Raw genomic sequence first — 20,689 nt, 5'->3', positions numbered from 1 at the left:
GCACCCTAACGCCCGGCGTCAAGGCACCTCACCGCAGGTGCGCGCACCCACCGCCCGCCGCCGCTCGGCGGGCGTGGCATACCGCACCACTTCCGGCGCCGCGTCCCATTCCAGCCCGCCCCCGTACGGTCTGAGCTGCACGTACGGCCCCTCGTGCCCCATGACGATGCCGATCCTCCCGGACCGGGTGTCCACGACGTACGAACCGACGGCTGGCTTCACGGCAGTGCTTCCTTCCCCGCTGCCCACGCATCTTCCGTCCCGTTCGTTCCCCCGACCTCCCCTGTTTCACTCTTCGCATCCTTTTGACGACGCTGCGCGCCTACACTGGGCAAGATCCAGCAGCGTGAGCTGATCGCGTATGCGCTGGACCAGGTTCTGCCATTGGCGAGTGAATCCCGGCGCCGCTTCCAGGGTGTCCCACAGATGCGCGAGGGCTCCGTCCACGTGCGCTCGCGGCATCCACAGATGCAGCAGATGCGTCACGGCCGGACGCAGCGCCGCCAGGGAGCGCGAGTCGTCCGCCCTGTCGAAGGGGTGGTCGTCCAGCATCCGCTGAACATGCGTCAGCAGCCAGTCGTGCAGGGCGAGATCCTCGCAGAGTCCGGCGGCGGCGGAGGCCGGGACGTCCGGCGGCAGCCGCAGCTTCACCGTGCGCAGCCCGTCCTCGGCCAGGGTGAAGTTCGTCAGCGCGGCCGGCCTGTCGCCTCCGGTCCGCAGCGCCACCCACCGCAGTCGCGTCGGTGCCGATGCGAAGGGCGCGCGGCGGTCGAGCAGCTCATGGCGGCACAGCTGGGCCGCCAGCCCCTCGGCGATCGTCCCGGTGTCGAGTTCACCGCGCCGGGCGCCTTGCAGCACACCTGCCGCGGTGGCCTTTCGGGGCAGCATGCCGAACGGTTCGACGATGCCCGGGCGTACGAGGTACTGCCCCCAGGGGCGCCGGGTGTCCGGGCCGACGGCCGGGAGGCCGAAGTAGGAGGTCGTCTGGAGCAGCCGCCCCTCGGTCAGGGCCGCTCGGCCGATCACCGTTCCGACGGCCCGGGTCCGGCTGCCGTCGGAGGCGGGCAGTCGGCAGTCGACTCCGGTCAGCGTCTCGGGTGACAGCACATGCATGATGGGGCGTTCGGAGACCCGGACGTACATGTCCGCGCGCAGCCGCAGCAGTTGGGCGGCCCCGCGGCGGTCCAGCGCCTGCGTGGTGGGCAGTAGGCAGGTGCGCACCTCACCGCAGACGAGAACGGTGGAAGCCGATTCGCCGGTTTGCGCGGCCATATCAGTGCTTCCCGTCCTCGATGGGGTCGCCGGGCTCTTCGTAGAAGACATAGGTGGCGCGTTGTGCCACCTCCGGCGGGACGGGCATCCCCTCGTCGGCGGACCGCTTGGCTACCTGTGCGAGCGCCGCCGTGTCCACGTCCACCTGATCGAGGACGAGCCGTACCGCGTTCTCGACGGGCAGGAAGTGATGCGGCACGAGCGTGCAGGTGCGGTAGGCGCTGAAAGCCGCCTTCGTGGCACTGACCTTGATCAGCGGCGGCAGCCGGTCCCAGTCGGGCGGGAGGGCCGCAACGTCCTGTTCCCGCGGCACCAGCACGGGCTCGCCGAGATGGCGTAACAGCCCCAGCCTGGCCAGTTGCCATACGGCGGCCAGGAACGAACAGGACCACACCCTCTGCCCGTTCTTGTCGTCGGACCACAGTTCGACGTCCATGAAGATCGAATGGTTGCGGGCCGCGGTCTCCACGGGTGGCTCCCAGTCCGTCCTCCCCCGGTCGGTGCGGGGCGGCGAGGCCGGTGAGCGCGAGCCGTTGGTGAGCCAGCCGGTGCGGCTCGCGGGCGGGCGGAAGCCGTAGGAGCCGGGCGGCGGTGACTCGACGAGGCGGTGCGCGACGGACTCGGCGAGCGCCACCCCGTCCGCGACCGCGCAGCCCGACTCACGGGCGAGGTAGTCAATGGTGAGTCCGGCTCTCCCGGCCTCCTCCAGCACGGTCGGAATCACTTCGTCGGGCGTGGAGAACCGGGTGAAGTAGTCGTCGATCAGGAAACACGTGCTGATGCGCGGCCGTTTGACGCGGCGTGCCGCCCGCGCGCGTACGGCGTCCGCCCAGATCCGCACCTCGGCGAAGTGCTCACCGAGCCGCTTCGGGCCCAACTGGAAGTCCTCCATGTAGAGATGGCCCAGTTCCAGGGAGAGGTGGGCCAACGGCACCGCCCGGGTGCGTGGCTCCGCGGTAGACTCCCGGAACACGCGCTCCGGCACGGCTTCCTCCCGTTCCCGCCAAGTCCTGGCGTCGCCCCCAAAGCCCTCTGTACGAGGTCATGTTGCTCTGTAGGATGCACACCCGAGACGGGGGGCAAACGACGATGGCTGCGTGGCGCGTTCGAGAGGCTCGCCATGCCGATCTCACCCTGGTCCGCGCACTCCTCGCCGACACGTGCGAACCGGGGGCCGTTCCGTCCACCGAACTCCTCACCGTGGCTGTGGCACGCGGTTTCGTCCGGTTGGCCGAGGCGGACGACGAGTTGATCGGTTGCATCGCCGCGGAGATGCCCTCGCCGGGGCACGCACGCCTCTCCGTGATCGCGGTACGGACTCAGCACCGGAGACAGGGAGTTGGCGCGGACCTCCTGACGGGCCTGGTGGAGAAGTTCTCCCTGTCGTCCGTCGAGCCGCCCCTGATCTCCGCCGTGGCGAGTACGGAACAGCCGGCGGTGACACAGCTCCTCCTCGGTTGCGGCTTCATAGGGACCCGGGTCATGCAGTCCGGCACCACGGACGGACCGCTCCACATCCACTTCCAGCACAAGGCGCGAGTGGAGTACATAGATCCGGACGCCCGGCATCTCGTGCCCACGCGGGCCACGGAGCAGCTCAAGGACTCGCTGGCCCCCTCGGACCACGCGGTGACAGCGCTGGTCACGCTGGGCGGTGAACCGGCCTTCGAGATCGCCCGGTTCGAGCAGGACGACCCCGCGGCGCTCCAGTCCGGCGAGGCGGCGGCCGGCATAGCGTTCTCCGGTTCCATCCTCGCCGCGATCACGTTCCTGCTGGGCTTCGCGTTCTCCTCGACCCGGTTTCCCGATGATGTGCGTCTGCTCCTCATCGGGGCGACATTCAGCACCGTCCTCTCCTTGATCGTCTACGCGAGCGCCTCCGGCGAGCTCGCTCGTATCCGGTCGAACTCCTTCGGCAAGATCATGAAATGGGGGAACGTGCTCTCCGAATACGGGGGCGTGCTTCCCTTCCTGATCTCACTGCCCGTCACTTACGCCCAGGCCAGCGGCGATCCGTGGACAACCATGGTTCTCGCCGTGGTCCTCAGTGCCGCGCTCGGCTGGTACGAGCGGTCCGAGTTCTCGATCGCCCACCGCTTCAGGCGCACGCCGACCGAGGTCGCCCTGACGGTGCTGACGGCGGCCTCGCCGACCGCGGGTGCGGCCCTCGTGGCGACGGACGTCACCAGCTGGCCGTGGACCATCGCGCTGACCGTCACGCTGGCCGCCCGGACCTGGCTGTATCTCTTCCGTCGGGGCGCGGAGGCCGATATCGCGGAGCGTCGGCAGTGGCAGATCAGGCAGTAGGGGCCCGGTGTCCCGTCGCCCCGCGGACGCGTTCCACGATCTCACGGGCGCACCCCCAGGACAGTGTCACTCCGGCGCCGCCGTGACCGTAGTTGTGCACCAGCAGGGTGTTCCCGCGCCGTTCTTCCGTGAGCCGGACCGGTTTGCGCACCGGACGCAGTCCCACGCGCTGTTCGACGACACGGGCTCCGGCGATCGACGGCTCGATGGCGGCGCAGCGTCGGATGATCTCCCGCGCCGCGGTTTCGTCGGGGACCAGTTCCCAGTTGTCCGGGTCCGAGGTTCCGCCCAGAACCAGCACATCGGGGTGTGGGTAGATGTAGGTGAGTTCCTCGGCACCGGGGGTGTCGTCGCAGAAGAACGACCGGATGCCGGGGTTCTCCACCACGACGAGTTGGCCCCGCACCGCCTTCACGGACGGGTCGTCCGCCAGGAACCTGGCCTCCGCACCTGAGCAGTTGACGACCACCGGCGCTTCGTGCAGCGCCTCGTCCAGCGTGCCGTACCGGTGCCGGCGGATGGAGCCGCCGGCACGCACGAGCCGCCGTTCGAGGTACTGGAGGTATCGGGGCATGTCGACGAGCGGGGCACGGTACCGCCATCCGGTCACGTACCCCGGCCGCAGGTCGTCCGGCGGGCACAGGCGCGCGCCGACGAGGCTGCCCCACGTCGGCATGTCGCACGGGACCCTGGACTCCTGGGTCCCCTCCACCAGCCTGACCCCCGTGTCGGCACGGCCGCTCAACTCGGTCAGCACCGAGAGGGTCTCCCGGCCCCATCGCTCCACCAGATCGCTGGGCTCCGCCAGATACGGGTCCCACATGGCACCCGCGGCCGCCGACGTCGTCCCACCGGAAGGCCGGTCGGTGTCCACACGTACGTCCATCCCGGCCTCCGCCAGGCACACCGCCGTGCTGAGTCCCGAGACTCCCGCACCGATCACCACCACACTGGCCGACACTGCTCGCCTCCGTCGTCCGAGTCCCTCGGTGCCCGGCTCGGGCAACGTTGTCGTCCGCGCCTTCGAGACTAACGGAACTCACGTGCGTACGCCCGTACGGTCCTGTCAGCGTGTGCCGTAGGCGAAGATCATTCCTCCCTGTCCTTCACGCAGGTCGGCAGAGAACTGCAGATCCACTGTCCGGAAGGCGTCGGTGAATCGCTTCAGGCTCGCCCGCACCTCCGGCTCCCCCACGTTGCAGGCCGGGAAGAAATACTCACCCGCGCAATACCCCACGGAATGCGCCATAAATGCGGCAGCGAAGGGCGCGCCCGGGGCCAGCGCCCACAGGAAGCACTCCACGCCTCGGTCGAAATCCGCACGCGAGGAGGTGATCGACTCGGCGACGAAGAACATGGTGCCCATCGACCACCGGCCCTCGTGCCGGGCGAGGTCGAAGATGTCGCCCTCCTGGACCGACACGGCATCCCGGAACCGGGCCCTCGGGTCCACGTCCAGGGCGCTGTACGCCTCGTTCTTGCACAGCACGTGCCAGAACTGGTCCCAGTGGCCGTCGTAGGAGTCGGCCTGGTCCCGCAGATACCGCACGTTGGCGGAGGAGCGGTCCAATAGTGTGATCTCGTCACACCAGGGCAGCATGGCGAGCGCGGGGTAGAGGTTGCCGCCGGCTCCGACGTCGATGCCGGTGACCGGCCGGTCGCCACGCCTCGGGAAATGCTCGCCGAAATGATCCCGGACGATGGAAAGGATCTCCGCGTCCAGCGTGTGTATATAGCGGTAATTGTGATCCACATAGGCGTGCGGGTCGAATGCTGCCCAACTGGCTTCCGAATTCAACGGGGCATCCCCCCAAAGGCCTATGGATTCATGCATCAAGGTACCAACGCCGGGGCATGGTGGGGCCGGACTATCCCTGATTGCCGGGCCGCGACCGAGCTCCCGCGCACCGATACCGCTCCCCCAACACCCCATACGCCTCCTTGGGCTCCCAGTGCCAGTCCGAACGTGGGTCCTCCGGGCGGTCCTTGACGGTCCTCGTGATGCTGTAGCTCGCCAGGTCGAGGTCGTAGCGCGGGTTGTCGGGGCGGTGCGGGGCGTCCGGGGTGACGAACTCGAAGGCCATGGCCGCGTACAGGCCCAGTGCCTCGAAGATGTCGACCAGGCCGGTGAGGTAGTCGGCCTGGGTGCGCTCGCTGCGCACCGGGTTGCCCTTGATCTCCGGCGGGGTGCTGTCGTGGTCGACGATGTCCCAGGCCATGCCGCCCGCCTCGGGTGCGCCGACGTACGCGCAGGTGCCGAACTCGGTGACGGCGAGGGGCTTTCCGAAGCGCAGGTAGCTCCTCAGCTCGCGGATGTGGTCGGCCGGGTCGGGGTGGGCCGAGTAGTAGTCGATGCCGACTATGTCGAAGAGGTTCCAGTCGACCGTGTCGTGCTGCGCTGCCGCGTAGCTCAGGCGGCCGTGGAAGACCGAGCGGCCGACCGCCGCCGCCCGGGCGGTGAAGCGGTCCAGGCGGCGCTGCATCCGCTCCCAGTCGACGGTGCCGTTCAGGAGGTTCTCGATGCGCTCCAGCACGTTCGCGCCGGGCACGATTCCCGGCACGTACAGCCAGAACTCGCAGCCCACGCTGAAGTCGACGCCCGCTCCCTGGCGGCGCAGGCGTTCGGCGTGGCGGCCGGTCTCGGCGAGGTGGTCGAGGATGTCCCGCTCGGGGACGTCCCCGAGGGTGGGCTGGAGCCAGACGCGCAGTCCGCGCTCGGCGGCCTCGGTGGCGGTGGAGGTGAGGCGTTCCACGCCGTCCCCGGTGACCTCGACCGTGTCCGCGTGCAGTTCGTTCCGGATCGCGTTCAGGTCGGCGCGCATCCGGGCCTTGCTGAAGGCGGTGCCCGGGGTCTCCCCCGCGCCGACGGTGTAGACGACACCCCGGTGTCGTAGACCTCGGTGTCGTAGACCCCGGTGCCGGCCCGCCGCCGCGGCCGTCCCGGCCGGGAGCAGCGCCCCCGCCGCGCCCACGGCCGCCGCCCCGGCCAGGAAACGCGCCCTGCTGATCCCCTTGCTGGTGCTGTTGTCCCTCGTCATACGACCACTGTGGCGAGCGGTGCCGCGGGGGTCTGTCGGCCGATGGTCTACGGCACGGCGACCAAGGGATGAGGCGGCGCGCCGGTCAGTACGCAGACCGTTTCCAGCGGGGCGACTCCCGTACGGCACCCGTACGAACGGAGACGGCACGAACCGACGCGCTCAGCTGAACCGCCGCACATACCGCCGCTGCCACGGTGTCTCCACCGCCCGTGGGTCGTAGTGGCGGCGGACGTAGCCGACGGCCTCCCCGGGCGGTACGCCGTCCAGGACCGCGACGCAGGCCAGCGCCGTGCCCGTACGGCCGCGCCCGCCGCCGCAGGCGAGTTCCACCCGCTCGTCGGCGGACCGCCGCCAGGCCTCCCTCAGTACCTCGCGGGCCCGGTCGCGGTCGGCGGGGAGGCGGAAGTCGGGCCAGCGGAGCCAGACCGACTCCCAGTCGCAGTCCGGGGGTTGGCCGCCCAGGAGGTAGACGCCGTACGACGGTCGCGGGCCCTCCGCCGGGAGCGGGCGGCGCAGGGCGCGGCCCCGGATCAGGCGCCCGGAGGGGAGCCGGAGTACGCCGGGGGCTTTCTCGTCCCAGTGTGAGTCGTCCGTCATGGACGTATTGGAACCCGGGCGCGAGTGGCGGGCAACCGAATCCGTGCGGACGGTGGTCTGGAGAGCGAGGGAGGGTGCTTGATGCAGGTCGAACTAGAAGACCGGTTCCAGGAGTTCGTCAGAGCCCGGTGGTCCCATCTCGTGCGGACCGCGTTTCTGCTCACGGGCGACGCGCACCACGCCGAGGACCTGACGCAGACCGCGCTGGCCAAGGCGTACCGGTCCTGGCGGCGGGTGGCGCGCAGCGACAACCCGGAGGCGTACGTCCGGCGGATGCTGGTCAGCTGCAACAGCGACCGGTTCCGCAAGCGGCGGGTGCCCGAGTCGCTGACCGCGGCCCCGCCGGAGCGGGCGGGCCGGGACGAGACGGCCTGGGCCGACGAGCGCAGCGCCCTGCTGCCCGCGCTCGCCCAGCTGCCGCCCCGGCAGCGGGCGGTGGTGGTGCTGCGGTACTGGGAGGACCTGTCCGAGGCGGAGGTGGCCGACGCGCTCGGCTGCTCGCCGGGCACCGTCAAGAGCCAGGCGTCCAAGGGCCTGGCGAAGTTGCGTACGTATCCGGGGCTCGCGCGGGCGATGGGCGCCGGGGAACAGCCATGTGTCGACGGGGGTACCCACAGATGAGCGAGGAAGAGCGGGACTTCGAGGAGCGGGTGCGCGAGCTGCTCGCCGAGGACGCCTACACCATCCGGCCGTCGACCGTGCCGTACCCGGAGATCCGGCGGCGCGGCGCGGTGGAGCGGCGGCGCCGGGTGGTGGCGGCCGGGGCGGTACTGGTGACACTGGCCGCGCTGCCCGTGGGGGCGTACGCGGTGAGCGGCGGCGGTTCGGGAGGGAGCAGTGTCGCCGACGCGCCGTCGGTGAGCGCCACTCCCTCCGCGAGCGCCACGCGCTCCCCGAGGCCGACCCCTCCCGCCGGTCCGGCACGGCCCGCCACCGACGGGCAGCTCCTGGACGGCATCACCTTCGAGCGGGCGGCCGAGGCGGTGGACCAGTGCCTCGCGTACAACGCACAGTTCACGCACGGGCCCGAGGGCATGGACCAGGACCTCGGCCCGGCGGACAGCTACCGGATCATCCTCGCGATGAAGAGCACCGGCGACTCCAACGCGCCCGGTGACGGCATGTTCGTCGTCGCGGTGAAGAAGGACGACCCGGCGGGCATCCGGATGATCTGCAACATCCGCGACGGTGAGGCGCAGGGGCTGAACATCGGCGGCGCGGACACCTACCCGGGCGCGCCCCCGGTCCTGGCGGACCTGAACGGCGGCAAGCTCTACCAGCAGTCCGTGCTGGACCGGGGCAACTGGAAACTGCCGTTCCGCTGGGGTGTGATCGGCACCTTCAAGCCGTCGATCGCCAAGGTCACCGTCGAGTACGGCGGTGTGACCAGCCAGGCGGTGCTGGACCACGGCTGGTTCGTGGCCTCCGGAGTGCTGGAGCGCCAGGTGATCATGGCTCCCCGGATCAGGGGCTACGACGCCGGCGGGGAGCTCGTCTACGACTCCGACGAGGACTCCTCGTACCAGCAGACCCTGCCGTAACAGGGGCCGTGAGGGGGTGCAGTACGGGGGGCGGCACCCCCTCCGGCGTTTCCCCATCCCCTAATGTCGTCCGTTTTGTGGTGAAATGGCGCCGTGACTCTCCGCGTCCCCGCGCCCTGCCGCCGGGCCTTCCTGCGACGCACCGGCGCGCTGGCCACCGCCGCCGCGGTCACCGCACCGCTCACGGCCTGCGGGCCGGAGTCCACCATCGCCGTCGACGGCCAGGCGAGCGGCCCGGACCGCACGCTCACCGCGGTCATCGGCTACGGCAACGACGGCAGCTGGGACCCCACGCAGACCGCGTCGGCGTTCGCGATGGCCGCCAACAACCACGTCTACGAAGGCCTGCTGGACACCGACCCGGTCTCCCGCGCCCCGTACGCGGCCCTCGCCACCGCACCGCCCGCCGACCCCACCGCCACCACCTGGCGCTTCACCCTCCGCGAGGGTGCCACCTTCCACGACGGCGAGCCGGTCACCGCCGACGACGTGCTGTTCGTCTTCGACCGGGTCCTCGACCCCGGGACCGACACACTCGCCAGGGGGTTCTTCGCGCCCTGGCTGGAGCGGGTCCGCAGGACCGGGCCCCGTGAGGTCGAGCTGGTGCTCAAGTACCCCTTCCCGGACGGGCTTTCCCGGCTCACCCTGGCCAAGGTCATGCCGCGGCACGTGTACGCGCGGCCCGGCGGCTGGGAGGAGGCGGTCCGGGGCAGGGCGATCGGCTCCGGCCCGTACCGGCAGACCGCGCACCATCCGAAGTCCCACACGGTCTTCGAGGCGTATCCCGGCTACAACGGCCCGCGCAGGCCTGCCTTCCGAAGGATGAACTGGCTGACCGTCGTGGACGCGGCCCCGAGGGTCGCCCGGATCTCCGGGGCGAGCGCCGGGGCGCAGGTCGCCGACAACATCCCGTACGCCAATATCGGGCAGTTGGAGAGCGACGGGCTGACGGTCGCGGGCGGCGCCGGGATGAACAACCTGTTCCTGATGTTCAACACCGCGCACCCGCCCTTCGACGACGTACGGGTCCGTCAGGCCCTGCACTACGCCATCGACACCGAGCAGATGATCGAGGTCGCCCTCAAGGGCCACGGCACACCCGCGAGTTCCTTCCTCGACCGGGCCAACCCCGCTTACCGCCGCGCGCGCACCGTCTACGACCACGACCCAGACCGGGCCCGGGCCCTGCTCAGGGCGGCCGGGGTCAGGGGGCTGATGGTCGACCTGATGGCGGTGAACGTCAGCTGGATCGTGGACTGCCTGCCCACGATCAAGGCCTCCTGGGACGCGATCGGCGTCCGCACGACGCTCTCCCCGCAGGAGACGACGGCCGTCTTCACCAAGCTGGACCAGAACCAGGACTACCAGGTCGTCGCCGCCGCCTCGAACCCCAACCAGTTCGGCCTCGACGCGGACCTGATCATGCGTTACAACTACGGCCCCGACAACCTCTGGATGCGGTACACCCGTTGGGCCCGGAACCCGGTCGCGCGGCGGCTGTTCCGGGACATGGACCGGGCGGCCCGGGAGCCGGACCCGGACCGCAGGAGGGCGCTGATCCAGGACTACGTGGATGTCGTCGCCGAACAGGCCGTGCTCTACCCGGTCCTCCACAACGAGCTGATGACGGCCTGGGACGCCCGGCTGCTCACCGGGATGCGGGCCCAGCCCTACCCCGGCATCAACCTCCTGCAGGCGAAGTGGGCCTGACGGTATGACGGCTGTCGTACGGATCCTGCTGCGCCGCCTCGCCCTGCTGGTGCCGCTCACCCTCGGCATCGTGCTCTTCGTGTTCCTGGTGATGCGGTTCTCCGCCGTCGACCCGGCGTCCGCGTTCTTCCAGGGCGCCAACCCCACTCCCGCGCAACTGCGGGCGTTCCGCGAGGAGAACGGTCTGCTGGACCCGCTGCCGGTGCGCTACGTGGCCTTCGTCGGCGATCTCCTCCACGGCGACCTCGGCACCAGCGCCCTCACCCGCGGCGAGGTGGCCGACCAGGTGCTGACCGCGCTGCCGCTGACCCTTCAGCTCACCTTCCTCGGGCTCGGGATCGCGGTGGTGCTGGCGCTGCTCGGCGGGGTCGTCGCGGCCGTGTACCGGGACCGGCTGCCGGACCAGGTCGTCCGCGTGGTCTCGCTGGTCGGGGTGGCGGCGCCGGGGTTCTGGCTGGCGCTGCTGCTGATCCAGTACCTGGCGGTGGAGCTGGGCTGGTTCCCGTCCGGGGGTTACATCAATCCGGCGGACTCCGTCACCGGCTGGCTGTGGACGATGACGCTGCCCGCGCTGGCGCTCTCGCTGCCGGTGGCCGCTCAGCTCACCCGGATCGTGCGCACCTCGGTGGTGGAGGAGCTGGACAAGGACTACGTGCGCACCGCGATCGCCGGAGGTCTGCCGCCGCGGGTGGTGGTGGGCCGGAACGTGCTGAGGAACGCACTGGTCAATCCGCTGACCGTGCTCGGTCTTCGGGTCGGCTATCTGCTGGGCGGCGCGGTCGTCATCGAGACGGTCTTCTCGCTGCCCGGCATGGGCAAGCTGATGATCGACGCGGTGAAGAACGGCGACCCGGCGGTCGTCCAGGGCGTGGTGCTGACCACCGCGTTCGGCTTCGTCGTCGTCAACCTCGTGATCGACATCCTGTATCTGCTGGTCAACCCACGACTGAGGGACCCGGCCGCATGATCGTGAACCGTGCCGAACTCACCGCGGCACTCGCCCGCCCCGGCATCCGGCTGCGTGGCCTGCGCCGGCTGCCGCCGCTGTCGAAGGCGGCCCTCGTCCTCCTCGCCCTGGTGGTCCTCGTCGCCGTGTGCGCGCCGCTGCTCGCCCCGCACGATCCGCTGGAGCAGCAACCAGCCGTCGGCGGCACCGGGGCGCCGTCCGCCGAGCACTGGATGGGCCAGGACAGCCTGGGCCGGGACATCCTCGGCCGGCTGATGTACGGGGCGCGCTGGTCGCTGGCGATCGGGCTGGGCGCGACCGCGCTGGCCCTGGTGGCGGGCGCGCTGGTCGGGACGGTGGCGGCGACCTCCCGGCGGGCGGTGGACGAGGCGCTGATGCGCTGTCTGGACGTGGTGATGGCGTTCCCCGGGATCGCCCTGGCCGCCGTCCTGGTCGCCGTGTTCGGCGGCGGGATCACGGTGCTGATCTGCGCGATCGCCTTCCTGTTCACGCCGCCCACGGCACGGGTGGTGCGGGCCAACGTCCTCGACCAGTACGGCGAGGACTACGTCACCGCGGAACGGGTGATCGGCGCCCGCACCCCGCACATCGTGTGGCGGCACGTCGCCGTCAACTGTGCCGCCCCGGTCCTGGTGTTCTGCACGGTGCAGGTCGCCGAGGCGATCGTGTTCGAGGCGTCGCTGTCCTTCATCGGTGCGGGGGTGCGGCCGCCGGACCCGTCGTGGGGCAGTGTCATCGCCGACGGCAAGAACATGGTGCTGACCGGGGGCTGGTGGGCGACGGTGCTGCCGGGGCTGGTGATCCTCGGCACCGTCCTCTCGCTGAACCTCCTGGCCGAGGGCGTGTCCGACGCCTGGGCGGCACCGGCGGCGCGGGAGGTGGAGGCGGCCGAGGGGCCGCAGGCGCCGGAGAGCTGCGAAGGGGGCGGGCCGGTCACCGAGCTGCCCGGGCTGGCGGACGCCGCCCGGCGTCTGCGGTCGAGGGCCCGGCCTCGGCCCGCGCACGGTGAACCGGTCCTGACCGTCGAGAACCTCGCCATCGGCTTCCCGGACCGCCACCGGGGCGTGGACATCGTCGACGGGATCGGCTTCGAGGTGCGGCCGGGCGAGGTGCTGGGGCTGGTCGGCGAGTCGGGCTGCGGCAAGTCGCTGACGGCGCAGACGGTGATGGGGCTGCCGCCGAAGGGGGCCCGGGTGCGCGGCCGGGTCCGTTTCCAGGGCCGGGACCTGCTGACCGAGCCGATGCGGGCGCGGCGCGGGCTGCTCGGGCACGAGATCGCGCTGGTCCCCCAGGACGCCCTGTCCGCACTGAACCCGGCGATGACGGTACGGGCCCAGCTGAAGCAGCTCGTACGGCGCGGCGGGCACCGCACCCCGGCCGAACTGCTCGCCCTGGTCGGCCTCGACCCCGACCGCACCCTGCGCAGCTATCCGCACGAACTCTCCGGCGGCCAGCGCCAGCGCGTACTGATCGCCATGGCCCTGTCCCGGGACCCGCGGCTGATCGTCGCCGACGAACCGACGACGGCCCTGGACGTCACCGTGCAGGCGCAGATCATGACCCTGCTTCTGCGTCTCCGCGAGGAACTGGGCTTCGCTCTGATCCTCGTCTCGCACGACCTCGCCCTGGTCGCGGAGGTCACCGACCGGGTGGTGGTGATGTACGGCGGCCAGGTCGTGGAAACGGGCACCACGGCCGACCTGCTCGAACAACCGGCCCACCACTACACCCGGGGCCTGCTCGGCAGCGTCCTCTCCCTGGAGGCGGCCTCCGCCCGGCTGACCCAGATCAAGGGCGTGGTCCCGTCCCCCGCGGACTTCCCGGCGGGCTGCCGCTTCGCCACCCGCTGCCCCAGCACCACGCCCCACTGCCGCACCGACCGACCGCCCCTGCTCGGCACCCCCGCGCACACGGCGGCCTGCCACGAACCGGCGGTGGCACTGACCGGCACGGAGGCGGCGCGGTGAACACGATCGTCGAGCTGTGCGACACCCACGTCACCCACAAGGCCCGTACCGGCGGCCTCCTGACCCGCGACCGCGTCCACGCCCTCACCGGCGTCGACCTCCGCGTCGCCCCCGGTGAGACGGTCGGCGTCGTCGGTGAGTCCGGGTGCGGCAAGTCGACCCTGGCCAAGGTGCTGGTGGGAGTGGAGCGGCCGGCCTCCGGCACCGTGCTGTTCCGGGGCCGTGACCTGTGGAGCATGACCCCGGGCGAGCGGCGTACCACCGTGGGCCGCAGCACCGGCATGATCTTCCAGGACCCTTCCACCGCTCTGAACCGGCGCCTGTCCGTGCGGCGCGTCCTGCGCGACCCCCTCGACGTCCACGAGCACGGCACGGCACGCGAACGGGAGGACCGGGTACGGGAGTTGATGGGGCTGGTCGGGCTGCCCCCGGCGCTCGCCGACGCCCTGCCCGGACAGCTGTCCGGAGGCCAGCGGCAACGCGTCGCCATTGCCCGCGCACTCGCCCTCGAACCCGCGCTGGTGGTGGCCGACGAGCCGACCAGCGCCCTGGACGTGTCCGTCCGCGCGCAGATCCTGAACCTTCTGCTCGACCTCAAGGAACGCCTGGGCCTCGCCCTCGTCTTCGTCTCGCACGACATCCAGACCGTGCGCCGGATGAGCGACCGGGTCATCACCATGTACCTGGGCCGGATCGTGGAGGAGACACCGGCCGACCGGGTGACGGACCGCTCCTGTCATCCGTACACCCGCGCCCTGTTCTCCGCCGCGCCCGGCCTGTCGCGGACCGTGGAGCCGATTCCGCTGGTCGGGCCGGTCCCGTCGGCGACCCGGCCGCCGAGCGGATGCCCCTTCCGGACCCGATGCTGGAAGGCGACAGAGCTGTGTGCGCGGCAGGTGCCGGAACTCGCCGACGCGTCCACGCCGGGGCACCGGTACCGCTGCCACCATCCTGTCGACGAGGACCGGTCGACCCCCGACCTGGCACAGTCCGCAAGGGAGCCCTCATGAATCCGCTCACCGGTGTCGTCCCTCCCGTGTGCACCCCTCTGACACCGGACCGCGAGATCGACGTCCACTCGCTGCTCAGGCTGGTCGACCATCTGATCGACGGCGGGGTGGCGGGCCTGTTCGTGCTCGGGTCGACCTCCGAGGCCGCCTTCCTGACGGACCGGCAGCGGCGCCTGGTCGTGGAGACGGTGGCCCTGCACGTGGGCGGCCGGCTGCCGGTGCTGGCCGGGGTCATCGACATGACCACGCCCCGGGTGCTGGACCAGGTGTCACGGGCCGCGGCGGCAGGCGCGGACGCCGTGGTGGCCACCGCCCCCTTCTACGCGGCCACCCATCCGGCCGAACTCGCCCGCCACTTCCGGCTGATCGCCGCGGGCAGCCCGGTCCCCGTGATCGCCTACGACATCCCGGCCGCCGTGCACACCAAGCTCCCCTCCGACCTGGTCCTGAAGCTGGCCGCGGAGGGCGTGCTGGCCGGGCTGAAGGACTCCAGCGGCGATCTGGCGGGCTTCCGCGAGGTGGTCACCGGCGTCCGCGACCGCTCCGACATCTCCGGCTTCAGCGTGCTCACCGGCTCGGAGCTGTTCGTGGACGCGGCCCTGGAGCTGGGCGCGGACGGGGCGGTGCCGGGACTGGCCAACGTCGACCCGCACGGCTACGTACGCCTGGACCGCCTCTGCCGCGCCGGTGACCGGCACCGGGCCCGTGCCGAACAGGAGCGGCTGTGCGCCCTGTACGGCATGGTCCGGGCCGGTGACCCGGCCCGGATGGGCGGCAGTTCGTCGGCGCTCGGCGCCTTCAAGGCGGCCCTGCATCTGCGCGGCGTCATCGACTGCCCGGCGACGGCCCACCCGCAGGTGCCGCTCACGCCGGACGAGGTGGCGCGGGTGGGCAAGTTCCTGGCGACGGCGGGGCTGCTCTGAGCAAGCGGCCCCGCCACTCTAAGGAAGCAGCTCCGCCACCGGCAGCCTGCGGAACTCGATCGACTCGTACGGCCCCTTCAGCCCCGTCTCGAACAGCACACCGACCGTGTCCGCGTCGATCTGCACCAGGTCGGAGTAGGCGGCCCGGCGCTCGGAGAGCGTGAGCACCTTGGTGAAGCCCGCCCCGCCGTCGGTGCTGCGCCACACCGCCATGGACTGCCGGGCCGTGGGCACGGACGGGCCGGAGAACAGCAGCGGCGCCCCGTCCCCGGCGAGTTGCAGGACGCTGCCCTGCACCACCGGCACCTCGTCGAGCGCGGGCTGGACGGCGTAGGGCCGGGCCAGCGACGCGGCGCCGTCGTCGGACCGGGCGTCGAGGCGGTTGCCGAGGCTGCTGCCGTGCTGGTCGCGGGAGTTGAAGTAGAGGCGGCCGTCGGGCAGTTCGGCGGCCGTGGTCTCGTTGGCGTTGAGCCGTCCGTCGTAGTCGCCGGCCACGAAACCGATGTGCCAGGTGGTGCCGCCGTCGTCGCTGTAGATCGCGTGGCCGCCGTAGTACTTGGGCTCCTGGCCGGAGTCGGCGGAGCCGGGCGGCGGGGCCACCGAGTGGTTCGCGGGGATCACCAGGCGCCCGGCGTGCGGGCCGTGGCGGAGGGCCACGGCGTGCCCGGGGCCGGTGGCGTACCAGCGCCAGTCGGGCCGCTTGACCTGCTCGGTGATCTCCTCGGGCGGGCCGAAGCTCTCCCCGTCGTCCCGGCTCCGCTGGACGAACACCCGACGGCTCTGCCCGGCCGTCACCTCGCCCCGCATGATCCGCCCCTCGGTCACCGTGCCGCCGTTGTACGAGGTGACCAGCACGACCGTGCCGGTCAGCGGGTCCACCACCGGCGCCGGATTGCCCCGCGTGTCGCCGTCCCCCGAAGCCACCACGGTCTGCATGCCCCAGGTGCAGCCGCCGTCGGTCGAGCGGCGCAGCACGACGTCGATGTTCCCGCTGTCGGCCGCGCCGTCCCGGCGGCCCTCGGCGAAGGCCAGCAGCGTGCCGACGGGCGTGACGACGGTCGCCGGGATGCGGTAGGAGGCGTAGCCGCCCTGGCCGGAGACGTAGGGGACGGAGGTGGTGCACTCGGTGTCCGCGACGGCGGGACCGGCCGGGACCAGCGGGGTGAGCAGGACCGCGCCGACCAGGAGAGTGCGGCTGAGCAGGGTCATCGAGCTCCCTTGACGGAGTGTCAGTGGCTGACTGTCCGTCACAGGGTTCCCGGAGTCACCAGCCCCGACTCGTAGGCGACGATCACCAGCTGCGCCCGGTCCCGTGCCCCCAGCTTGCCCATGATCCGGCTGACGTGGGTCTTCGCGGTGAGCGGGCTGAGCCCCAACGCCTCGGCGATCTCGGTGTTGTTGAGCCCGCGGGCGACCAGGGCGAGCACTTCGCGCTCCCGTTCGGAGAGGCCCTCAGGACCGCCCACCGAGGGCGCCGAGGGGCTGCGCAGAAATCGCGCGATCAGCCGTGCGGTGGGCCCCGGCGACAGCAGCGCCTCCCCGGCGGCGACCGTGCGGATCGCGTCGAGGAGGTCGGCCGGGCGGGTGTCCTTCACCAGGAACCCCGGAGGCCCCGGCGCGCAGTGCCTCCACGATGTGCTCGTCGGTGTCATAGGTGGTGAGCACCAGGACCCGTACCCCTGCCAGGTCCTCGTCGGCGGCGATGAGCCGGGTGGCCTCGATGCCGTCGAGGTCGGGCATGCGGATGTCCATCACCACCAGGTCGGCGCGTTCGGCGCGGGCCAGCTCCACGGCCTCGCGGCCGGTTCCGGCCTGTCCGACGACCTCCATGTCCGGTGCGGACTCGACGAGCATGGCGAAGGCGGCCCGGACCAGGGTCTGGTCGTCGGCGAGCAGGACGCGGACGGTCACGTGGCTCCTCCCAGCGGCAGTACGGCGGTGACGTGGAAGCCGCCCGGTTCACGCGGCCCGGCGTCGAGTGTGCCGCCCACGCTGCGCGCCCGCTCGCGCATTCCGACCAGGCCGAACCCGGGTGCTTTGCCTGGGGTGGGCCCGGCGCCGTCGTCGGTGACCGCGAGATGCAGGGCGCCGTCGCGTTCGTGCAGGTCGATGCGGACTGCCGGTTCGGGTCCCGCGTGCCGTACGGCGTTGGTGAGCGCCTCCTGCACGATGCGGTAGGCGGCGGCGCCGACGGCCGGGGGCGCCTGCCCGACCCGTACCGTCTGCTCCACCTTGGCGCCCGCGAGCCGGGCCGCCTCCACCAGGTCGGGCAGGCCGTCCAGGCCGGGCAGCGGGCCGCGCGCGTCCGGTCCGGGCTCGCGCAGCACCTCCAGCGTGGTGCGCAGTTCACCGCGCGCGGTGCGGCAGGTCTCGGCGATGTCGTCGAGGGCCTTGGCGACCGTCGCCCGGTCCAGCCGCTCGGGGTCGGCGTTCAGGACGTGGGCGGCGACGGAGGTCTGCACGCCGATCAGGGTGATGCTGTGGGCGAGGAGGTCGTGCAGGTCGCGGGCGATGCGCAGGCGTTCCTCGGCGACCCGGCGGCGGGCCTCCTCCTCGCGGGTGCGTTCGGCGCGCTCGGCGCGTTCGAAGACGGCGGCGATGTACTGGCGGTAGAAGCGGACGTCGATGCCGACGAAGATGACGGCGAAGACCCAGCCGTAGATGCGCAGCAGTTCGGCGGCCTCCTTGCCGCCGTTGATGGTGAGCATGGCGGTCAACGACAGGAGGAGTCCGCTGCCGGCCACCAGGATCGTGCGCAGGGCGCGCTGGGTGACGGTGACCGTGTAGAGCGCGATGAACGAGGCGGGGACGGGCGCGGTGTGGTTGTTGTCGAGGCCGTGGTACGGCAGGACGAGCGCCACCACCGCCACGAACACCAGAAGCGGTCGGCGCCGCCGCCACAGCAGCGGCACATGGGCGCCGACGAGGAGGGCCCAGCCGACCGCGTCAGGCCGGCGGCCGGCGTCGGTGGTCGTGGCGAGGAACACGGCGAGGACGAGGGCCGCCACCGCGAGCAGGGCGTCGTTGCGGGTGCCGTGCGGGGCGGTGGTCGGATCGCGGTTGATGGCGGCCATGATCCGCTCCCCTGTCCGGGGGCGGGCCGCGGGGCTGGTGGGCTGCACGGGGTCATCCTCCGCTGGAAGGCGCCCCTCCGGGAGGGAGGGGCGCCGATCGGTCAGTGGGTGGCCGCGGGGACCCGTTCCGGTTCCGCCGGCGGTACGGCGTCGTCCGGATCCTTGGACAGGGCGCCCGGCCACCACACCTTGCGGCCCAGGGCGACACTCGCGCTGGTCACCAGGTAGGTGCGGACCAGGAAGGTGTCCAGGAGCACCCCGACCGCGATGACGAAGCCGAGTTCGACGAGCTGGACCATCGGCATGTTGGTCAGCACCGCGAAGGTGGCGGCCAGCACCAGGCCCGCGGAGGCGATCACCCCACCGGTGGTGCGCAGCGCGGTGAGGGCGGCGATGTCCGGTTCGGCGCCGCGCAGGGACTCCTCGCGCATCCGGTGCATCAGGAAGATGCCGTAGTCGACGCCGAGGGCGACCAGGAAGACGAAGGAGAGCAGTCCCAGCCCGGGGTCGGTGCCCTCGAAGCCGAACAGCGGCCCGAAGACGAGCCCGCCGATGCCGAGGGCGGCGCCCCACACGGCGACCACGGCGGAGACCAGGATCAGCGGGGCGACCACCGAGCGGAGCAGGGCGATCAGGATGAGCAGCACCGACACCAGCACGATCGGCACGACGATCGTCCGGTCGCGGGCGTTGGTGTCCTTCAGATCCAGCTGCTCGGCGCTCGGCCCGCCGACGTAGGACCCGTCGAGCCGGTCCCGCAGGTCCTTGATGGTGTCCGTCTCCCCCGCGCTCTGCGGCGGTGCGACGGCCAGCACGGAGATCTCGGTCCAGCCGTCGCCGGTGCGCCCGGTCTCGGCGCTGTCCACGCCGCGGGTGTCGCGGATCTCGGCGAGGGTGGCCGCGGCGCGGCCGGCCGGGGTGATGACCGTGATGGGCTGGGTGCTGCGCTCGGGGTAGGCGGCGGCGAGGGTCTCCATCGCGGCGATGGCGTCGGGCTTGCTGGTGAAGGAGTCCTCCTGCTTGAGGCTGCCGGGCAGGTTGAAGGAGCCGAGCGCCAGCGCGCCGAGCAGTACACCACCGCCGACCAGCACGGCCACGGGACGGCGTCCGGCGGAGCTGCCCATCGCGGAGAACAGCGACCGGCGGGCCTTCGGGACCGAGCCGTGGCGCGGGATCAGCGGCCAGAACACGCGCCGCCCGAGCAGGACGAGCACGGCCGGCAGCAGCGTCAGCATCGCGGCCAGCGCGCACAGCACACCGACGGTGCCCAGCGGGCCCATGCCCCGGCTGGAGTTGAGGTCGGCGGCGAGCAGGCACAGCAGCCCGGCGGCCACGGTCCCGGAGGAGGCGAGCACAGCCGGACCGCAGCCCTTGAGCGCGGCGACCATGGCCTCGTACGGGCGCTCGGTGCGGCGCAGTTCCTCGCGGTAACGGGAGACCAGCAGCAGCGCGTAGTCGGTTCCGGCGCCGAAGACCAGGATCGTCATGATCCCGGAGCCCTGGCCGGAGATCGACGTGCCGAACCACTCGTGGAGCCCGTAGGCGACGCCCATGGAGAGGTAGTTGGCGACCCCGGCCACGACGAGCGGCACCAGCCACAGGAACGGACTGCGGTAGATGACGATGAGCAGCAGCGCCACCACGGCCACGGTCGTGTACAGCAACGGCCCGTCGAGCGACTCGTACACCTCGGAGGCGTCCGTGGCCAGCGCCCCCTCGCCCCCGACCTCGACGCTCAGCCCGTCCCCGCCCTCGGCGACGTCCCGCACGGCGTTGACGAGCGCGTCGCGGGCGTCCTCGTCGGTACCCGGCTCGTTGCTGGCCACCGGGTACATCAAAGTAGTGCCGTCCTCCGAGGGCACCCCTTCGGGCTCCGCGGCCAGCCGGTGCGCCCCGGCGATCTCGTCGATCTGCCCGGCGGCGGTGGCCCGGTCGGCCTCGGTCAGCCCGCCGTCCCGGTGGTAGACCACGATCATCTGCGTGGTCTCACCCCCGGGCAACCGGTCCTGGATCTTGGCGACCTGGGTGGAGTCGGCACTTGCGGGCAGGTAGTCCACCGCCCGGTCGCGCTGCACATCGGCGAGTTTGGAGGCGAACGGCGAGGCGATCGCCAGCACGACCACCCACAGCCCGAGCACCACCCAGGGCACGGCCCGCCGCCGCCCCCGATCAGAAGTCCCAGCGGCCCCCATGAGCGGGCCTCCCTCCGTTACGTGTCGTCCGGTTCGGGTTCCAGACTTCCGGGGGGAGGGGGCGTAATCGTCGGGCGGCAGGGCGAGT

Annotated in this window: 18 protein-coding genes and 1 pseudogene; 8 read left to right on the top strand and 11 right to left on the bottom strand. The window is 71.8% G+C overall.

Annotated elements, in window-relative coordinates; translation table 11 throughout:
* Positions 1–18: 18 nt before the first annotated feature.
* From GA0115233_RS01440 to GA0115233_RS01430, 3 genes are all read right to left on the bottom strand, one after another.
* Positions 19–222, bottom strand: a complete 204-nt coding sequence (locus tag GA0115233_RS01440; protein WP_093718172.1) for a hypothetical protein — start codon at positions 220–222, stop codon at positions 19–21.
* Positions 223–288: 66 nt separating this feature from the next.
* Positions 289–1,272 (bottom strand): SCO2521 family protein, encoded by a 984-nt coding sequence (locus tag GA0115233_RS01435; RefSeq protein ID WP_093718171.1) that lies wholly within the window; start codon positions 1,270–1,272, stop codon positions 289–291.
* 1 nt (position 1,273) lies between these two features.
* Positions 1,274–2,257, bottom strand: coding sequence for an SCO2522 family protein (locus GA0115233_RS01430; RefSeq protein ID WP_093718170.1), 984 nt, complete (start codon positions 2,255–2,257; stop codon positions 1,274–1,276).
* 104 nt (positions 2,258–2,361) lie between these two features.
* Here GA0115233_RS01430 and GA0115233_RS01425 point away from each other — a divergent pair, with 104 nt between their 5' ends.
* Positions 2,362–3,579 (top strand): GNAT family N-acetyltransferase, encoded by a 1,218-nt coding sequence (locus GA0115233_RS01425; RefSeq protein WP_093718287.1) that lies wholly within the window; start codon positions 2,362–2,364, stop codon positions 3,577–3,579.
* On the opposite strand, the gene GA0115233_RS01420 is transcribed toward GA0115233_RS01425, so the two are convergent.
* From GA0115233_RS01420 to GA0115233_RS01405, 4 genes are all read right to left on the bottom strand, one after another.
* The gene (locus GA0115233_RS01420; protein ID WP_093718169.1) at positions 3,569–4,540 is read right to left on the bottom strand and encodes an FAD-dependent oxidoreductase; all 972 of its coding nucleotides are present in this window, start codon (positions 4,538–4,540) and stop codon (positions 3,569–3,571) included. The two genes, GA0115233_RS01425 and GA0115233_RS01420, sit on opposite strands and share 11 nt — an antisense overlap.
* A gap of 105 nt (positions 4,541–4,645) precedes the next feature.
* Complete coding sequence (locus tag GA0115233_RS01415; RefSeq protein WP_176711599.1) at positions 4,646–5,413, bottom strand: SCO2525 family SAM-dependent methyltransferase; 768 nt, start codon at positions 5,411–5,413, stop codon at positions 4,646–4,648.
* A gap of 34 nt (positions 5,414–5,447) precedes the next feature.
* Positions 5,448–6,617 carry an abortive phage infection protein gene (locus GA0115233_RS01410; RefSeq protein WP_093718167.1) on the bottom strand — a complete coding sequence of 390 codons (1,170 nt, stop codon included), beginning with the start codon at positions 6,615–6,617 and terminating at the stop codon, positions 5,448–5,450.
* 162 nt (positions 6,618–6,779) lie between these two features.
* Entirely contained in the window at positions 6,780–7,217 is a 438-nt protein-coding gene (locus GA0115233_RS01405; protein ID WP_093718166.1) for a protein-tyrosine phosphatase family protein, read from the bottom strand.
* Between the two features lie 81 nt (positions 7,218–7,298).
* Here GA0115233_RS01405 and GA0115233_RS01400 point away from each other — a divergent pair, with 81 nt between their 5' ends.
* From GA0115233_RS01400 to GA0115233_RS01370, 7 genes are all read left to right on the top strand, one after another.
* Complete coding sequence (locus GA0115233_RS01400; protein WP_093718165.1) at positions 7,299–7,838, top strand: SigE family RNA polymerase sigma factor; 540 nt, start codon at positions 7,299–7,301, stop codon at positions 7,836–7,838.
* Positions 7,835–8,758 carry a hypothetical protein gene (locus tag GA0115233_RS01395; RefSeq protein ID WP_093718164.1) on the top strand — a complete coding sequence of 308 codons (924 nt, stop codon included), beginning with the start codon at positions 7,835–7,837 and terminating at the stop codon, positions 8,756–8,758. Before GA0115233_RS01400 ends, GA0115233_RS01395 begins: the two co-directional genes overlap by 4 nt.
* Before the next feature lie 93 nt (positions 8,759–8,851).
* Positions 8,852–10,468: an ABC transporter substrate-binding protein gene (locus GA0115233_RS01390; protein ID WP_093718163.1), complete on the top strand. Its 1,617-nt coding sequence runs from the start codon at positions 8,852–8,854 to the stop codon at positions 10,466–10,468.
* A gap of 4 nt (positions 10,469–10,472) precedes the next feature.
* Entirely contained in the window at positions 10,473–11,435 is a 963-nt protein-coding gene (locus tag GA0115233_RS01385) for an ABC transporter permease (protein WP_093718162.1), read from the top strand.
* Positions 11,432–13,402 (top strand): dipeptide/oligopeptide/nickel ABC transporter permease/ATP-binding protein, encoded by a 1,971-nt coding sequence (locus GA0115233_RS01380; RefSeq protein WP_176711598.1) that lies wholly within the window; start codon positions 11,432–11,434, stop codon positions 13,400–13,402. Before GA0115233_RS01385 ends, GA0115233_RS01380 begins: the two co-directional genes overlap by 4 nt.
* A complete protein-coding gene (locus GA0115233_RS01375) occupies positions 13,399–14,412 on the top strand; it encodes an oligopeptide/dipeptide ABC transporter ATP-binding protein (protein ID WP_093718161.1) in 1,014 nt (337 codons plus the stop codon). The genes GA0115233_RS01380 and GA0115233_RS01375 overlap by 4 nt, the downstream gene beginning before the upstream one ends.
* Positions 14,409–15,335, top strand: coding sequence for a dihydrodipicolinate synthase family protein (locus GA0115233_RS01370; RefSeq protein WP_093718160.1), 927 nt, complete (start codon positions 14,409–14,411; stop codon positions 15,333–15,335). The genes GA0115233_RS01375 and GA0115233_RS01370 overlap by 4 nt, the downstream gene beginning before the upstream one ends.
* Before the next feature lie 18 nt (positions 15,336–15,353).
* Here the strand turns inward: GA0115233_RS01370 and GA0115233_RS01365 are convergent, their stop codons facing one another.
* The 4 genes and pseudogenes from GA0115233_RS01365 to GA0115233_RS01350 form a co-directional block, all read right to left on the bottom strand.
* Complete coding sequence (locus tag GA0115233_RS01365) at positions 15,354–16,544, bottom strand: sialidase family protein (RefSeq protein WP_093718159.1); 1,191 nt, start codon at positions 16,542–16,544, stop codon at positions 15,354–15,356.
* Positions 16,545–16,582: 38 nt separating this feature from the next.
* Positions 16,583–17,246, bottom strand: a pseudogene (locus tag GA0115233_RS01360) (response regulator).
* Entirely contained in the window at positions 17,243–18,409 is a 1,167-nt protein-coding gene (locus tag GA0115233_RS01355; protein WP_093718158.1) for a sensor histidine kinase, read from the bottom strand. The pseudogene GA0115233_RS01360 and the gene GA0115233_RS01355 overlap by 4 nt, the downstream one beginning before the upstream one ends.
* Before the next feature lie 101 nt (positions 18,410–18,510).
* Positions 18,511–20,601, bottom strand: coding sequence for an MMPL family transporter (locus GA0115233_RS01350; RefSeq protein ID WP_093718157.1), 2,091 nt, complete (start codon positions 20,599–20,601; stop codon positions 18,511–18,513).
* Between the last annotated feature and the right edge of the window lie 88 nt (positions 20,602–20,689).

It is taken from the genome of Streptomyces sp. DI166 (assembly GCF_900091315.1).
GTDB classification, from domain to species: Bacteria; Actinomycetota; Actinomycetes; order Streptomycetales; family Streptomycetaceae; genus Streptomyces; species Streptomyces fuscus.
This window is presented reverse-complemented; position numbering and strand designations above follow the sequence as displayed.

Coding starts and splice junctions, on each gene's coding strand:
- GA0115233_RS01435 (WP_093718171.1), bottom strand. CDS start 1,272: ATGGCCGCGCAAACCGGCGAATCGGCTTCCACCGTTCTCGTCTGCGGT.
- GA0115233_RS01425 (WP_093718287.1), top strand. CDS start 2,362: ATGGCTGCGTGGCGCGTTCGAGAGGCTCGCCATGCCGATCTCACCCTG.
- GA0115233_RS01415 (WP_176711599.1), bottom strand. CDS start 5,413: ATGCATGAATCCATAGGCCTTTGGGGGGATGCCCCGTTGAATTCGGAA.
- GA0115233_RS01410 (WP_093718167.1), bottom strand. CDS start 6,617: ATGACGAGGGACAACAGCACCAGCAAGGGGATCAGCAGGGCGCGTTTC.
- GA0115233_RS01405 (WP_093718166.1), bottom strand. CDS start 7,217: ATGACGGACGACTCACACTGGGACGAGAAAGCCCCCGGCGTACTCCGG.
- GA0115233_RS01400 (WP_093718165.1), top strand. CDS start 7,299: ATGCAGGTCGAACTAGAAGACCGGTTCCAGGAGTTCGTCAGAGCCCGG.
- GA0115233_RS01395 (WP_093718164.1), top strand. CDS start 7,835: ATGAGCGAGGAAGAGCGGGACTTCGAGGAGCGGGTGCGCGAGCTGCTC.
- GA0115233_RS01385 (WP_093718162.1), top strand. CDS start 10,473: ATGACGGCTGTCGTACGGATCCTGCTGCGCCGCCTCGCCCTGCTGGTG.
- GA0115233_RS01380 (WP_176711598.1), top strand. CDS start 11,432: ATGATCGTGAACCGTGCCGAACTCACCGCGGCACTCGCCCGCCCCGGC.
- GA0115233_RS01370 (WP_093718160.1), top strand. CDS start 14,409: ATGAATCCGCTCACCGGTGTCGTCCCTCCCGTGTGCACCCCTCTGACA.
- GA0115233_RS01365 (WP_093718159.1), bottom strand. CDS start 16,544: ATGACCCTGCTCAGCCGCACTCTCCTGGTCGGCGCGGTCCTGCTCACC.
- GA0115233_RS01355 (WP_093718158.1), bottom strand. CDS start 18,409: ATGGCCGCCATCAACCGCGATCCGACCACCGCCCCGCACGGCACCCGC.
- GA0115233_RS01350 (WP_093718157.1), bottom strand. CDS start 20,601: ATGGGGGCCGCTGGGACTTCTGATCGGGGGCGGCGGCGGGCCGTGCCC.